General features: G+C 57.6%; 9 protein-coding genes and 2 pseudogenes. 10 read left to right on the forward strand and 1 reads right to left on the reverse strand.

Annotated features, from left to right (window positions below; translation table 11 throughout):
* The 7 genes from dnaA to ABM428_RS00035 all read left to right on the forward strand — a co-directional run bounded on the left by dnaA (position 1) and on the right by ABM428_RS00035 (position 8,982).
* Positions 1-1,359, forward strand: a complete 1,359-nt coding sequence (gene dnaA / locus ABM428_RS00005; protein WP_005850129.1) for a chromosomal replication initiator protein DnaA — start codon at positions 1-3, stop codon at positions 1,357-1,359.
* A 135-nt stretch (positions 1,360-1,494) separates the two neighbouring features.
* Entirely contained in the window at positions 1,495-2,613 is a 1,119-nt protein-coding gene (gene dnaN, locus ABM428_RS00010; protein WP_005850131.1) for a DNA polymerase III subunit beta, read from the forward strand.
* A 46-nt stretch (positions 2,614-2,659) separates the two neighbouring features.
* Positions 2,660-3,757, forward strand: a complete 1,098-nt coding sequence (gene recF / locus ABM428_RS00015) for a DNA replication/repair protein RecF (protein WP_353628033.1) — start codon at positions 2,660-2,662, stop codon at positions 3,755-3,757.
* Entirely contained in the window at positions 3,754-4,374 is a 621-nt protein-coding gene (locus ABM428_RS00020; RefSeq protein ID WP_005850134.1) for a LysE family translocator, read from the forward strand. The genes recF and ABM428_RS00020 overlap by 4 nt, the downstream gene beginning before the upstream one ends.
* Before the next feature lie 78 nt (positions 4,375-4,452).
* On the forward strand, positions 4,453-6,867 hold the full coding sequence (gyrB, locus tag ABM428_RS00025; RefSeq protein ID WP_005850135.1) for a DNA topoisomerase (ATP-hydrolyzing) subunit B: 2,415 nt from the start codon (positions 4,453-4,455) through the stop codon (positions 6,865-6,867).
* Between the two features lie 668 nt (positions 6,868-7,535).
* Positions 7,536-8,108 carry a TetR/AcrR family transcriptional regulator gene (locus tag ABM428_RS00030; protein ID WP_235183663.1) on the forward strand — a complete coding sequence of 191 codons (573 nt, stop codon included), beginning with the start codon at positions 7,536-7,538 and terminating at the stop codon, positions 8,106-8,108.
* Positions 8,109-8,127: 19 nt separating this feature from the next.
* Positions 8,128-8,982, forward strand: a complete 855-nt coding sequence (locus tag ABM428_RS00035; RefSeq protein WP_353628034.1) for an SDR family oxidoreductase — start codon at positions 8,128-8,130, stop codon at positions 8,980-8,982.
* 260 nt (positions 8,983-9,242) lie between these two features.
* Here the strand turns inward: ABM428_RS00035 and acnA are convergent.
* Positions 9,243-11,365, reverse strand: a pseudogene (gene acnA, locus ABM428_RS00040) (aconitate hydratase AcnA).
* Positions 11,366-11,495: 130 nt separating this feature from the next.
* On the opposite strand from acnA, the pseudogene istA reads away from it, so the two are divergent.
* The 3 genes and pseudogenes from istA (at position 11,496) to ABM428_RS00055 (ending at position 14,184) form a co-directional block, all read left to right on the forward strand.
* A pseudogene (gene istA / locus ABM428_RS00045) lies at positions 11,496-13,095 on the forward strand (IS21 family transposase).
* The gene (gene istB / locus ABM428_RS00050) at positions 13,085-13,876 is read left to right on the forward strand and encodes an IS21-like element helper ATPase IstB (RefSeq protein WP_288960644.1); all 792 of its coding nucleotides are present in this window, start codon (positions 13,085-13,087) and stop codon (positions 13,874-13,876) included. The pseudogene istA and the gene istB overlap by 11 nt, the downstream one beginning before the upstream one ends.
* Positions 13,877-13,893: 17 nt before the next feature.
* Positions 13,894-14,184 carry a methylglyoxal synthase gene (locus tag ABM428_RS00055; protein WP_132998422.1) on the forward strand — a complete coding sequence of 97 codons (291 nt, stop codon included), beginning with the start codon at positions 13,894-13,896 and terminating at the stop codon, positions 14,182-14,184.
* The last annotated feature ends 6 nt before the right edge of the window (positions 14,185-14,190 follow it).

Consider the following 14,190-nt stretch of genomic DNA (forward strand, 5'->3'; position numbering starts at 1 on the left):
ATGATGCAGGCAGAATGGACGACAATTCGGGACCGGCTTTTAAAGACGGTTGGACAGAACAACTTTACTACCTGGATTGACCCGCTGACTGTTGGCCCCATCGAAGACGGCATTTGCACGTTGTTCGTACCGACCAATTTCTTTGGCAACTATGTCAGCCAGAACTTCGCCGATCTGCTGCTGCACGAAATGCAGTCCGAAGACATCAGCATCAGCCGTCTGAAATTCGCGGTCGCCCCACAGGACAAGCCCGCCGCCATTGATCCTGCCCCAGCCCGCCCCAAGCCCGCCGCCGCAGCCCAGCCTGCGAACAGCCAGATCAACGCCGCCCCGCTTGACGCCCGCTTTAGCTTTGACAACTTTGTTGTCGGCAAACCCAACGAACTGGCCCACGCCGCCGCACGTCGCGTTGCCGAAGGTGGCCCCGTCACCTTCAACCCGCTGTTTCTTTACGGTGGTGTCGGCTTGGGCAAAACCCACTTGATGCACGCCATCGCGCAAGAGCTTCAGGTCCGCAAACCCGAACTGAACGTGCTGTATCTGTCGGCTGAACAATTCATGTATCGCTTCGTGCAGGCGCTGCGTGATCGCAAGATGATGGACTTCAAGGAAATCTTCCGCTCGGTCGACGTGCTGATGGTGGACGATGTTCAGTTCATCGCGGGCAAGGACAGCACGCAGGAAGAATTCTTTCACACGTTCAACGCCCTCGTGGATCAGAACAAACAGATCATCATTTCCGCAGACCGCGCCCCGGGCGAGATCAAGGATCTTGAGGATCGCGTAAAATCGCGTCTGCAATGCGGTCTAGTCGTTGACCTGCATCCGACCGACTACGAACTGCGTCTTGGCATTCTGCAAAACAAGGTGGAAGCGCAGCGCAAGAACTACCCCGGTCTTGAGGTCGAAGCTGGTGTGCTCGAGTTCCTGGCGCATCGCATCACCACCAACGTCCGTGTGCTGGAAGGCGCGTTGACCCGTCTGTTCGCCTTTGCATCGCTTGTCGGCCGCGAGATCAACATGGACCTGACGCAGGATTGTCTGGCCGACGTGCTGCGCGCCTCTGAACGCAAAGTCAGCGTCGAAGAGATCCAGCGCAAAGTGTCCGAGCATTACAACATCCGCCTCAGCGACATGGTCGGCCCCAAGCGTCTGCGCAGCTATGCCCGCCCGCGTCAGGTCGCCATGTATCTGTGCAAGAAAATGACCAGCCGATCGTTGCCCGAAATTGGCCGCCGTTTTGGCGGGCGCGACCACACGACCGTTATGCACGGCGTGAAACGTATCGAAGAGCTCAAGCAGAACGACGGCCAGATCGCCGAAGATCTGGAACTGCTGCGCCGCTCTCTCGAGGCTTAAGAGCACCAGCTTGCACAGAAGACACGCGAAGGCCTTGACGGGCCTTCGTTTCGTGCTGAAAAGTCAACAAAACTCTTGTGAATACATTGGTATCGGGTAGTTTGCCCTCCCGGACTGCCGGAATGGAGATGGCATATGAAATTCAGCATTGAACGCGCCGCGCTGCTTAAGGCCGTATCACAGGCCCAATCCGTGGTAGAGCGCCGCAATACCATCCCAATCCTCGCCAACGTGCTGATCGAGGCCGAAGGCTCTGACGCGTCGTTCCGCGCGACCGATCTGGATATCGAAGTGGTCGACAAGGCCGCGGCGCAGGTCGAACGTGCCGGTGCGACCACGGTTTCCGCGACCACATTGCATGAAATCGTGCGCAAGCTGCCTGATGGCGCGTTGATCAGCCTGACCGCCGACAGCGCCGCGGGGCGTCTGACCGTCGAAGCAGGCCGCTCCAACTTCTCGCTCGCGACATTGCCGCGCGAAGATTTCCCCGTCATGGCGACTTCTGAATACCAGTCGAACTTCAAGGCCCCTGCCCCCGTGCTGCGCCGTCTGTTCGACAAATCCAAATTCGCCATCTCGACCGAAGAAACACGGTACTATCTGAACGGCGTTTACATGCATATTTCGGACAGCGAAGGCAGCAAGGTGCTGCGCTGCGTTGCCACCGATGGCCACCGTCTGGCCCGCATCGACGCGCCCATGCCCGAGGGTGCCGCCGAAATGCCCGGCGTGATCGTGCCCCGCAAAACCGTGGGCGAGCTGCGCAAGCTGCTGGACGACGACGATATGGAAATCGCCGTTTCCGTGTCCGAGACCAAGATCCGCTTTGCCACACCGGACATCACTCTGACCTCCAAGGTCATCGACGGGACGTTCCCCGACTACACCCGCGTGATCCCGCAGGGCAACACCCGGAAGATGGAAGTCGACGCCAGCGATTTCGCCCGCGCCGTGGACCGTGTTGCGACCGTAAGCTCCGAACGGTCCCGCGCCGTCAAGCTGCAACTGGACGAAGATCGTCTGGTGCTGTCCGTCAACGCGCCTGACAGCGGTGCCGCCGAGGAAGAACTGGTCGTTGCCTATGCCGACGAACGGCTGGAGATCGGGTTTAACGCGAAATACCTGCTTGAGATCGCAAGCCAGGTGGATCGTGAAAACGCCGTGTTCCTGTTCAACTCCTCCGGTGATCCGACGTTGATGCGCGAAGGCAATGACATGTCTGCGGTCTATGTCGTTATGCCGATGCGTGTGTGACGCTGACAGGCTACGTCGAACATCTTAACGCATTCATACCAATCGTATGAGCGGCCTTTACCTCTCCCGGCTGACGCTGTCGCATTTTCGCTCGCATAAACGTGCGGTGATCGATTGCGACGCGCGGCCTGTGTCTATTTTCGGGCCCAATGGCGCGGGAAAGACCAATATTCTGGAAGCCGTGTCTTTGTTGTCCCCCGGCCGCGGCCTGCGCCGGTCAAGCGCGTCGGATATGACGCGCCGGCCAGAGGCGCTTGGCTGGAAGATCACCGCACATCTGCACAGTCTGGGCCAGATCCACGAGGTCGAGATCTGGTCAGAAGCAGGTGCTGCGCGGCAGGTGCGGATTGACGGCAAGGCGACGGCGCAGACCGGATTAGGGCGCATTGCGCGGGTGCTGTGGCTGATCCCGTCGATGGACCGTCTGTGGATCGAAGGCGCCGAAGGTCGCCGCCGTTTCCTTGACCGCATGACGCTGAGCTTTCTGCCTGACCATGCAGATCAGTCGCTTGCCTATGAAAAGGCCATGCGCGAACGCAACCGCCTGCTGAAAGACATGGTGCGCGAACCGTCGTGGTATGTCGCGCTGGAACAGCAAATGGCCGAAGCCGGTAGCGCGATCCACGCCAACCGTGTTGCTACCTTGCAAGCCATCACCGAGGCGCAGGCGCAGGCCGAGACCGCCTTTCCCACCGCGACGCTTGATCTGATCTGCGACATGCCCACCACCGCCGAGGGGATGCGTCAGGCGCTCGCCGATAACCGGATGCGGGATCTGTCAGCGGGACGGACCCTGATCGGGCCGCATCGCGCCGATCTTGAAGGGGTCTATGCCGCCAAGGACGTGCCCGCGCGCGATTGTTCAACCGGAGAGCAGAAGGCCCTGCTGGTGTCGCTGATCCTTGCGAACGCCCGCGCATTGGCCGCTGATTTCGGCGCACCGCCTCTGCTGTTGCTGGACGAGGTCGCTGCCCATCTGGACGCCGACCGTCGCGCCGCGCTCTATGACGAACTGTGCGCCCTTGGTGCCCAAGCCTGGATGACCGGTACCGGAGAAGAGCTGTTCGATACGCTCGGCCCCCGCGCACAACGGCTTGAGGTGACAGAGACCCTCGGCCTTTCAACTGCAAGGATGCTTCCATGACCATCGCCCTGCCCGATCTGCTGCTGTACTGCGGCGCGCTCGTGATCCTGTTTCTGACCCCGGGCCCTGTATGGCTTGCCATTATGGCACGCGCGCTGTCGGGCGGGTTTGGCGCGGCTTGGCCGCTCGCCCTTGGGGTGGCGATCGGAGATATGCTCTGGCCGCTGGTGGCGGTGCTTGGCATCAGCTGGATCCTGTCGGTGTTTGATATGTTCATGCTTGGCATGCGCTGGATCGCCTGTGCCGTGTTCCTGATCATGGGCGTGTTGCTGATCCGCCATGCCGACGCCAAGATCGACCGTGACAACCGTCTGACCCGCCCCGGCGCATGGGCCGGTTTCGGTGCCGGGTTGCTGGCCATTCTGGGCAACCCAAAGGCCGTTCTGTTCTATATCGGTGTGTTGCCGGGCTTCTTTGATCTGCGCCATGTCACCGCATTGGACGTCGGCGCGATCATCGCCGCATCCGTCGCGATCCCGCTGTTCGGGAACCTTGCGATCGCCGCTTTAGTGGGCAAATTGCGCGGCCTGATGACCGACCCGGCGACCCTGAAACGCATCAACATCGTGGCCGGTGCGCTGCTGATCTGCGTAGGTTTGCTCATCCCCTTCGTCTAACGCAAAATCTTGTGTCAGGCGCGTGACAATCGTGGCGGAAAACACTATAAATTGGGTAACAAAAGAAGGTTTCCCAATATGTCCGACACCGATCAGCTCCCCGAGGAATATGGCGCAGATTCCATTAAGGTTCTCAAAGGCTTAGAAGCGGTTCGTAAACGTCCGGGCATGTATATCGGTGACACCGATGACGGGTCGGGTCTGCACCACATGGTCTATGAGGTCGTGGACAACGGCATTGACGAGGCGCTGGCCGGTCATGCGGATGCGGTGAACGTCACAATTCACGACGACAGCTCTGTTTCGGTCAGTGACAACGGGCGCGGCATTCCCGTCGGCATCCACCAGGAAGAAGGCGTTTCCGCCGCCGAGGTCATCATGACCCAGTTGCACGCGGGCGGTAAGTTCGACAGCAACTCGTACAAGGTATCCGGCGGTCTGCACGGCGTGGGCGTATCGGTTGTGAACGCGCTGTCCGATTGGCTGGAGCTGCGCATCTGGCGCGAAGGCAAGGAACACGTCGCGCGCTTTGAAGGCGGTTTCACCACCAAACACCTAGAGGTCGTGGGCCCCACCGAACGCACCGGCACCGAAGTCCGGTTCATGGCCTCGACCGAGACGTTTTCGAACCTCGACTATAGCTTCGAGACGCTGGAAAAACGTCTGCGCGAACTGGCGTTCCTGAACTCCGGCGTGCGCATCATCCTGACTGATGAACGCCCTGCCGAACCTCTGCGGACCGAGCTTTTCTATGAAGGCGGCGTGAAGGAATTCGTGAAATACCTCGACCGGTCGAAAACCTCTGTCATGCCCGAACCGATTTTCATTTCGGGCGAGAAAGACGATATCGGCGTCGAAGTCGCGATGTGGTGGAACGACAGCTACCATGAAAACGTGCTGCCCTTTACCAACAACATCCCGCAGCGTGACGGCGGCACCCATACCGCGGGCTTCCGCGGGGCGCTGACGCGGACGATCAACAACTACGCGCAGTCCTCAGGTATCGCGAAGAAGGAAAAAGTATCCTTCACCGGGGATGACGCCCGCGAAGGCCTGACCTGCGTGCTGTCGGTCAAGGTGCCCGACCCCAAGTTCAGCTCGCAGACCAAGGACAAGCTTGTCAGCTCCGAAGTGCGCCCCGCCGTCGAAGGCCTGGTGAACGAAAAGCTGGCCGAATGGTTTGAAGAAAACCCGCAGATTGCCAAGATCGTCGTCGGCAAGATCATCGAAGCCGCCCACGCCCGCGAAGCGGCGCGCAAGGCCCGCGACCTGACCCGCCGCAAGACCGCGATGGACGTGAACTTCCTTGCGGGCAAGCTCAAGGATTGCTCCGAAAAAGACCCGTCCAAAACCGAAGTCTTTCTGGTGGAGGGTGACTCCGCCGGTGGCTCTGCGCAAACGGGCCGTGACCGCCAGACACAGGCGATCTTGCCACTGAAAGGTAAGATCCTGAACGTCGAACGCGCCCGGTTTGACCGGATGCTGGGCAGTCAGGAAATCGGTAACCTTGTTATGGCGCTCGGCACCGGGATTGGCCGCGATGAATTCAACATCGATAAACTGCGCTACCACAAGATCGTCATCATGACCGATGCGGATGTTGACGGCGCACACATCCGTACGCTGTTGCTCACGTTCTTCTACCGTCAAATGCCGCAGCTGATCGAGAACGGCCACCTCTATATTGCGCAGCCGCCCTTGTACAAAGTGTCGCGTGGCAAGTCCGAGGTCTACCTCAAGGATCAGGCCGCGATGGAGGACTACCTGATCCAGCAAGGCATAGAAGGCGCTATGCTAAAACAGGGCAATGGCGAGGAAATCACAGGTCAGGATCTGGCCCGCGTTGTCGATCTGGCCCGCCAGATGCGTCGTGTTCTTGAAGCTTTCCCGACCCATTACCCCCGTCATATTCTGGAACAGGCCGCCATCGCCGGTGCCTTTGTGCCGGGCGCGGTCGATGCTGATCTGCAAGGCGTGGCCGACAAGGTCGCAGAGCGTCTGAACCTGATCGCATTGGAATGGGAACGTGGCTGGCAAGGCCGCATCACCCAAGACCACGGCGTCCGCCTCGCCCGCATCCTGCGCGGCGTGGAAGAGGTGCGCACCCTCGACGGTCGTATGCTGCGGTCGGGCGAGGCCAAACGCTCGGGCGGGTTCACAGAGCATCTGCAAGACGTCTACGGCACGCCCGCCAAACTGGTGCGCAAAGACCGTAGCCAGCTGATCCACGGCCCCATGGACCTGCTTGAAGCGATCCTTGCCGAAGGTGAAAAAGGCCTGTCCCTGCAACGCTACAAAGGTCTGGGCGAAATGAACCCCGACCAGCTGTGGGAAACCACGCTCGACCCCGACGCCCGCACCCTGTTGCAGGTTAAGGTCGCGGATATGGCCGAAGCAGACGACCTGTTCACCAAGCTGATGGGCGACGTCGTAGAACCCCGCCGCGAATTCATCCAGCAAAACGCGCTGAGCGTCGAGAACCTGGATTTTTAAGCGTTTTGTAGGGAAGCAGGTAAAATTGCGTGGCGCGCATAAGTTTGCGCGTCGCGGATGCGGCCAAGCATTCTGATATCCTGTTAATTCAACAACTTATTTGATTCACTCAAATACGGAGGGCCTATAGGATCGCGCCAAGCTTGCCGCCTCCCCTTTCAGATCCGAGTGAATATTCCAATTAGCCTTCAATCACTCCATGGCCATTGCCCATGACATTGGACTGGACCCTTACCCCCGCCCCAATCAGCTCCGCATTTTATGTTTACAACTGCATTCGCTTAGGACAGGCGGCCGCTTACGGCCCTAAACTGCCACTCGTTGGGCTGATCATCGCTAGGCTGTTGCTTCCTCAAGACAGCCATCGGTGGCATCGTGCAGCATAATTTAGCAGGATGAGGTCAGCAGTGCGGGCAAACGTTGCTTTGCAAGACGGTCACTATGGCCCTTGGCAGAACTTAGCTGCAAGCCACCTGCACGGACTGAACCAATAGCCATGTGACCTGCGAAGGTCGAGCCTTACGCTTGGCCAGCAGCATCCGCACGTTGAGTGCTTCGGTCGCTCACCTAAAACCTTAAACATACAAAAGCAGGAAAAGTTGCTACACCGATATTGATAATGAATATTCATTACCTTAATTGACCATAGCCTGCGGTGAGGATGATAAATGCCAAGACTGAGCAAATCAGAGACCAGAGAAAAACTCCGCGACGCTTTGGTCGCTGAAGTTGTGGAAAACGGGATTTCCTCGTTAAATGTAGCAGGCATCGTTGCGCGGGCAAAGGTCTCGGCAGGCACGATCTACGTCCATTTTGAAAACAAGGATGACATGCTCCGGAAGGTGTACATGGAGCTCAAGGCAGACTTCCACCACACCGTCACCAAACACCAGGTCGAGACCGACAGCGCGCAACTTGTTCGAAATATGTGGTTTGCGATGTTCGACTTTGTGCGTACCCGCCCGCAGGACTTCCTGTTTCTCGATTATGTGAGTGCTGCAAAGATACTCTCACCAGAGCAACAAGCCATCACAGACAAATATGCCGCTGATATTGCGGCACTCCTAAAACGCGGGGTGGATGACGGCACTTTGGCCGATCTTGATACCAGTCTGCTTTCACTTTTGTTGGTCGCTCCCGCCATGCAGCTCGCACGCAGTGCCGTCCTTTCAGGTCAGAAAATCCCCGAAACACTGATCGAACAGACCCTTGAGCGGGTCTGGCTTTCGATCGCAAAATAGCAATCAAAAGGATCAAACCATGCCGAAAGTTATACTCATCACAGGCACATCCACTGGCCTTGGCGTGGCCACCGCCGTTCAGGCTGCACAGGCAGGACACACTGTGTATGCCACCATGCGCAACACACAAAAACGCGGCACTCTTGATGCGGCTGCACAGGTTGCGGGGGTATCGCTGAACGTGCTGCAACTCGACGTGCAGGATGCGGACTCTGTCAACGCAGCAGTCGATACCGTTATTGCCGAACAGGGCCGCATTGATGTGCTGATCAACAACGCTGGCATGGGGTATGTGCGCAGCCTGGAGCAGGCCGAGGAAACTGATATCCAAAAGATCCTCGACATCAACTACACAGGCGTCACGCGCTGCATCAAGGCGGTCATGCCACACATGCGCAAAGCCCGCGCCGGCCATGTGATCAACATCAGTTCTGTCGGTGGCTTGGTTGGTCAGCCGTTCAACGAAATCTACTGCGGCGCGAAATTTGCTGTCGAAGGCCTGACAGAGGCAATGGCCAGCTACATCACCCCAGCGTTCGGCATCCACTTCACCGCCGTTGAGCCAGGCGGCATAGCTTCTGAGTTCGCCAATACGGTGTTGGAGCAAGTCGAACAGACGGGTGGCATGTTGGAGGACGAATACCTGCCGATCCTTCAAAAATATATTGCGGGTTCTCAAAATCGCCAAGAGACGGGTATCTACCAGACCGCGGATGAGGTCGCTGCGATTGTCATGAAGGTAATGGGTTCACAACAGCCTCCTGTCCGCACGCGGACTTCTGAATGGTCCGAAGACTTCAGCAAACTAAAGACTGGCCTTGATCCGGATGGACTAAAGCAACAATCGCTGGTCGCCGAACAGTTCCTGAAATAGTCTAGGCGTTCGGGGCCTCTGACTTTTCTGTTTCATAATGAAATCAAACGTCGCTATGAAATTTGGCGACGTTTGCGATGCATATCTGCCTTTTCTACGCTTCGCAGAATCGGCCCAAGTCGGCCTTCTCCGGACATCGGTGCCACCTTACCTTGCCCCAACGCGGCTTCACCAAACCGGTCATTCGTCAAATGGTGCAGAGCATTTGACCAGCTGTGGTGGCCTCAGCAGGTTTTCTGTCAAAAACGCCTGACAATATGTCAACTCAAACAAGATGTCAGGATACCAGACAACACTCCACCCACTCGGAGGAGTTCGACCTCGTGTCGCGTTTCCACGGCGGCGCGACACGCAATACTTTGCACAGATCCATTTGGTCGGTAACGTCGAACTGGTACCTCTTTCTGGACACCTATTTTTGCAAATGACGCATCAATTTCCAAAGTGTCTAACGCTGACAAGCCAGCAGATTGCGGGTCAAAATCGTCAATAATTTTTACAGGCAAAATTCCCATACCGATCAGATTAGTACGGTGGATCCGCTCAAAGCTGCGTGCGATAACAGCTCTGACACCCAGAAGCGCAACCCCTTTGGCCGCCCAATCCCGACTTGATCCCATACCATACCGCTCTCCTGCGAGCAGCACTGCGTTGTCCCTGCGCTGCGCCATTGCTTCCGCAGCCTTGAACACTGGCATAACCCGCCCGTCTTCGAGGACGGTTTCATGAGGATCCAACCCATCAAGTAGAAGATTGCGGACCAGTTTATTGGTAAACAAACCTCGGAGCATCACCTCCCAATTGCCGCGGTAGGCAGCGTAGACATTCAAGTCATCACACTTGGCACCGTGAGAAATCAGCCACTGGCCGGCGGCGCTATCGGTAGAGATAGCACCCGCCGGAGAGATATGATCGGTCGTGATATCATCGCCCAACACCATCAGTGGCTTTGCTTGATAATGACCCAGCCGGGTCGGTTGCACTGCCGACGCGAATTTCGGGGGCCTGAGGGAGCGCGATGCCGCGTCCCACGGAAACTGGCTTTGGTTTGGCGCATCTATTTGATTCCAGGCCGCACTTTGGCTTGCACCGGCAAAGGCGCGAGATACATCATCTGCGCTTTGTGCGTTGGTCAAAGCCGCTGCTATATCCTCTGCATCGGGCCAGATATCGGCCAAAAAGACGTCCTCACCGTGCGCTCCGACCCCTAATGGATCAGTCGCAATATCTCCTTTCAAATCGCCCTTCACGGCATAGGCCACGACCAAGGGCGGCGACGCAAGAAAGCCAAGATCAAGCTTGGGATGCACCCGTCCGGGGAAGTTTCGGTTGCCCGATAAGACAGCGGCAACCGCCTTTCCGTCGTTTAGAGCGATCTCGATTGCTTCCGGTAGCGGGCCGGAGTTTCCGATACAGGTGGTACAGCCAAATCCGACGACATCAAACCCAAGCGCTGACAGGTCACCGTCCAGTTCTGCGCGACGCAATAGCGCCTGCGCCGAGGGGGAGCCGGGGGCGAGGGATGTTTTTACCCATGGTGCCGAAGTCAGTCCCCTTTCCCGTGCATTTCGTGCCAGAATGCCAGCAGCAACAAGAAGCGATGGATCAGAAGTATTGGTGCAACTGGTGATCGCCGCAATCGCCACTGCGCCGTCGGGGGTGCAGCCTTCACCCTTGTCGATGTGTCCAAGCGGTCGCCCGATTGCATTCTCTATCCGCGTTTGGGCATCGCGGGGCGCGCATCTGTCTTGGGGCCGACGTGGGCCGGCGATGATCGGCGCAATGGTCGATAAATCGATCTCTACTACCCTGTCGAAAGCCGGTGTGGCATCTGGATCGAACCAAAGCCCCATGGCGCGAAACGCGGGCTCGATCCGCGCGCAAAGGGTTGCACTACGACCAGTGCGCTCAAGGTAGTCGATTGTTGTTTTATCGACAGGGAAATACCCGGTTGATGCCCCGTATTCCGGTGCCATGTTTGCGACAACCGCGCGCGCATCGGCATTTAGACCGGCAACCCCGGGGCCAAAAAACTCTACAAATTCGCCAGTCACCCCAATTTCACGAAGCCTGTGCGTCACTTCCAGCGCGAGGTCAGTTGCAAAGCTTCCCGCGGGCAGGCACCCGATCAATCGCACGCCGACTGTTTTCGGCACCGCGAGCGATACCGGCTGGCCGAACATGACGCTTTCCGCTTCAAGCCCACCAACACCCCATGCCATCACCCCGTGCCGTTGATCATCGGTGTGTGGCTGTCTGTTCCCAATAACATGTCGGGATGCGCAAAACCGTCTTTGCCAACCTCCAACACGGTGGCAAGCTGTTCGAGATTGATCGTGTGCATGATCCCGGTCCCGGGCGGATGCACCCGCACCCCCTCCATGCTTTCTGACGCCCACTTGTTGATTGTCACCGAGAACTGACCCGGCAACTGTAGAAATTGTCATTGAGAATTGACCCATGTGCAACCTTTCCCCTGCTTGAATCAGCTGGGAGCTATTGGAGTGTTAGACATGGGATTTCTGAGGATTATTCGGAAATGGGCTCTGAGAGACAAGATGCCCATCCGCGAGATTGCGCGCCGGACAGGGGTGTCTCGCAACACGATCAAGAAGTATCTGCGGACAGGGATAGTTGAGCCCGAGTTCCAGATTTTGGACCGACCGAGCAAGTTGGACCCTTATGCTGATAAGCTGACAGACTGGTTGCTTTCTGAGCAGCGTAAATCACGGAAGGAACGGCGAACGGCCAAGCAGCCTCTCGTGACATTGCCTTTGGCAATGCACTGTCAGCCAGTGGATGCATGCGGATCTGGTTCAGCTCGGCTTTGATGGCTCATACGAGCGTGTCGCGGCCTTCGTGCGGAACTGGAAGGGCGAACGACAGCGTGGTCAACATACGACTGACCGTGGTGTTTTCGTGCCGTTGGTCTTTCAGCCAGGCGAGGCGTTCCAATTCGATTGGAGCGAGGACTGGGCCTATGTCGGGGGCGAGCGCCTCAAGCTTCAGGTCGCCCATATCAAGCTGTCACACAGCCGCGCATTTCTGGTCCGGGCCTATCGGCTGCAAACGCATGAGATGCTGTTCGATGCCCACTGGCATGGCTTTCGGGTGTTTGAGGGTGTTCCGGGGCGTGGCGTCTATGACAACATGAAGACAGCCGTCGACCGGATTGGCGTCGGAAAGAAGCGCGATGTAAACGCACGGTTCCTTGCGATGACCAGCCATTATGTCTTTGACCCTGAGTTCTGCAATCCCGCGGCAGGGTGGGAGAAAGGTCAGGTTGAGAAGAATGTGCGCGACGCCCGCCATCACGCCAAAGGCGTGCCTGCAGCACGACGGCTTTGGCAACTCATGCCCGCCTTTCCGAACCTCAATGCGCTGAATGAATGGCTGGAGGAGCGCTGCAAGCTTCTGTGGACCGAGACACCGCATGGCAGATTGCCTGGCAATATTGCGGATGTCTGGGACGCCGAGAAGGCCGCGCTGATGCCACTGCCCACAATGTTTGACGGCTTTGTCGAGCAGAGCAAGCGGGTATCCCCCACTTGTCTGATAGCATTCGACCGTAATCGCTACTCAGTGCCTGCCAGCTTTGCGAACCGCCCTGTCAGTCTCCGTATCTATCCTGAACGGCTGGTCGTCGTCGCCGAAGGCCATGTGGTCTGCACGCATGAGCGCATTATTGAACGCTCACACCGTCAGCCAGGGCGCGTTATTTATGACTGGCACCATTATCTGGCGGTGGTTCAACGCAAACCCGGCGCGCTGCGCAACGGGGCGCCCTTCGTTGAGATGCCAGAAGGGTTCCGGAAGCTGCAGGATCATATGTTGCGTAGGCCAGGTGGTGACCGCGAGATGGTCGACGTCCTGTCCTTGGTGCTCCACCATGACGAACAGGCCGTGCTTTGCGCGGTGGAAATGGCGCTGGATGCGGGCGTGCCAACAAAAACCCATGTCTTGAACCTACTTCACAGGCTGGTGGATGGCGCACCGGTAGACCAGCCCGATGTGACCCCGCCTGCGGCCCTTTCTTTGAATAAGGAGCCCGAGGCCAATGTCGCACGATATGACGGGCTACGCACTACAGGAGGAACACGTCATGCGTCATGATCCCGCCGGTGCTGCCATCGTCATCATGATGCGCAGCCTGAAGATGCCGGGCATGGCACAGGCCGTGCAGGACCTGCATGAGCAGGGATCGCCCGCTTTCGATGCAGCGATCCCCATGTTGTCGCAGCTGCTTAAAGCCGAGATGGCTGAACGTGAGGTGCGCTCCATTGCCTACCACATGAAGGCAGCACGCTTTCCGGCATACAAAGACATCTCTGGCTTCGACTTTGGTGCCAGCGAAGTCCGTGAAGCTTTGGTCCGCCAACTTCACCGATGCGAGTTCATGGACGCGGCTGAGAATGTAGTGCTGATCGGGGGCCCTGGAACGGGAAAATCACATGTCGCTACCGCCCTCGGCATTCAAGCAATCGAGCATCATCGCAAGCGTGTGCGCTTCTTCTCCACGGTCGAGTTGGTCAACGCTTTGGAGCAGGAAAAGGCCCAAGGCAAGGCAGGAAAGATCGCTGAGGTGCTGGTGAAAGCTGATTTGGTGATCCTGGATGAGCTGGGATATCTGCCGTTCAGCGCTTCGGGTGGCGCGTTGCTGTTCCACCTTCTGAGTAAACTCTACGAGCGCACCAGCCTCGTCATCACAACCAACCTGAGCTTTAGTGAATGGGCCAGCGTGTTCGGTGATGCAAAGATGACCACTGCGCTCCTCGACCGCCTCACACATCGTTGCCACATTCTCGAGACCGGCAACGACAGCTATCGGTTCAAGGCCAGCTCGACGACAGCCAAACAAAAACGAAAGGAGAAAGCGGCATTGACGCCATCATAAAGCAAAGAACATAACAACTGGGGGGGTCAAGTCTCGGTGAAAATACCGGGTCAGTTCTCGGTGACAATCAACATTTGGACATTACCTGCCTTAAAAGCGGGCCTCTGGGCGGGGACGCACAAATTGGGGCAATGATTACCGAGAGACACCTTGATGCTCTGTTCTTCTTCATCGACCCACTCTCAGCCATGCCCCACGACGTCGACGTTAAGTCTTTGCTAAGAATCGCAACTCTTTACAATACGATCTTGGCTATCAACGAAGCGACTGCGTCTCGCATTATCGCTCAGTTTCACGGTGAAGTTTGAGCAGGA

Origin of the sequence: Sulfitobacter sp. TCYB15 (genome assembly GCF_040435955.1) — a bacterium.
GTDB classification, from domain to species: domain Bacteria; phylum Pseudomonadota; class Alphaproteobacteria; order Rhodobacterales; family Rhodobacteraceae; genus Sulfitobacter; species Sulfitobacter pontiacus.

What these genes read in the sequence shown, in the direction of transcription:
- istB (WP_288960644.1), top strand. Translation starts at nt 13,085, where the DNA reads ATGCGTCATGATCCCGCCGGTGCTGCCATCGTCATCATGATGCGCAGC.
- dnaA (WP_005850129.1), top strand. Translation starts at nt 1, where the DNA reads ATGATGCAGGCAGAATGGACGACAATTCGGGACCGGCTTTTAAAGACG.
- ABM428_RS00035 (WP_353628034.1), top strand. Translation starts at nt 8,128, where the DNA reads ATGCCGAAAGTTATACTCATCACAGGCACATCCACTGGCCTTGGCGTG.
- recF (WP_353628033.1), top strand. Translation starts at nt 2,660, where the DNA reads ATGAGCGGCCTTTACCTCTCCCGGCTGACGCTGTCGCATTTTCGCTCG.
- ABM428_RS00020 (WP_005850134.1), top strand. Translation starts at nt 3,754, where the DNA reads ATGACCATCGCCCTGCCCGATCTGCTGCTGTACTGCGGCGCGCTCGTG.
- ABM428_RS00030 (WP_235183663.1), top strand. Translation starts at nt 7,536, where the DNA reads ATGCCAAGACTGAGCAAATCAGAGACCAGAGAAAAACTCCGCGACGCT.
- gyrB (WP_005850135.1), top strand. Translation starts at nt 4,453, where the DNA reads ATGTCCGACACCGATCAGCTCCCCGAGGAATATGGCGCAGATTCCATT.
- dnaN (WP_005850131.1), top strand. Translation starts at nt 1,495, where the DNA reads ATGAAATTCAGCATTGAACGCGCCGCGCTGCTTAAGGCCGTATCACAG.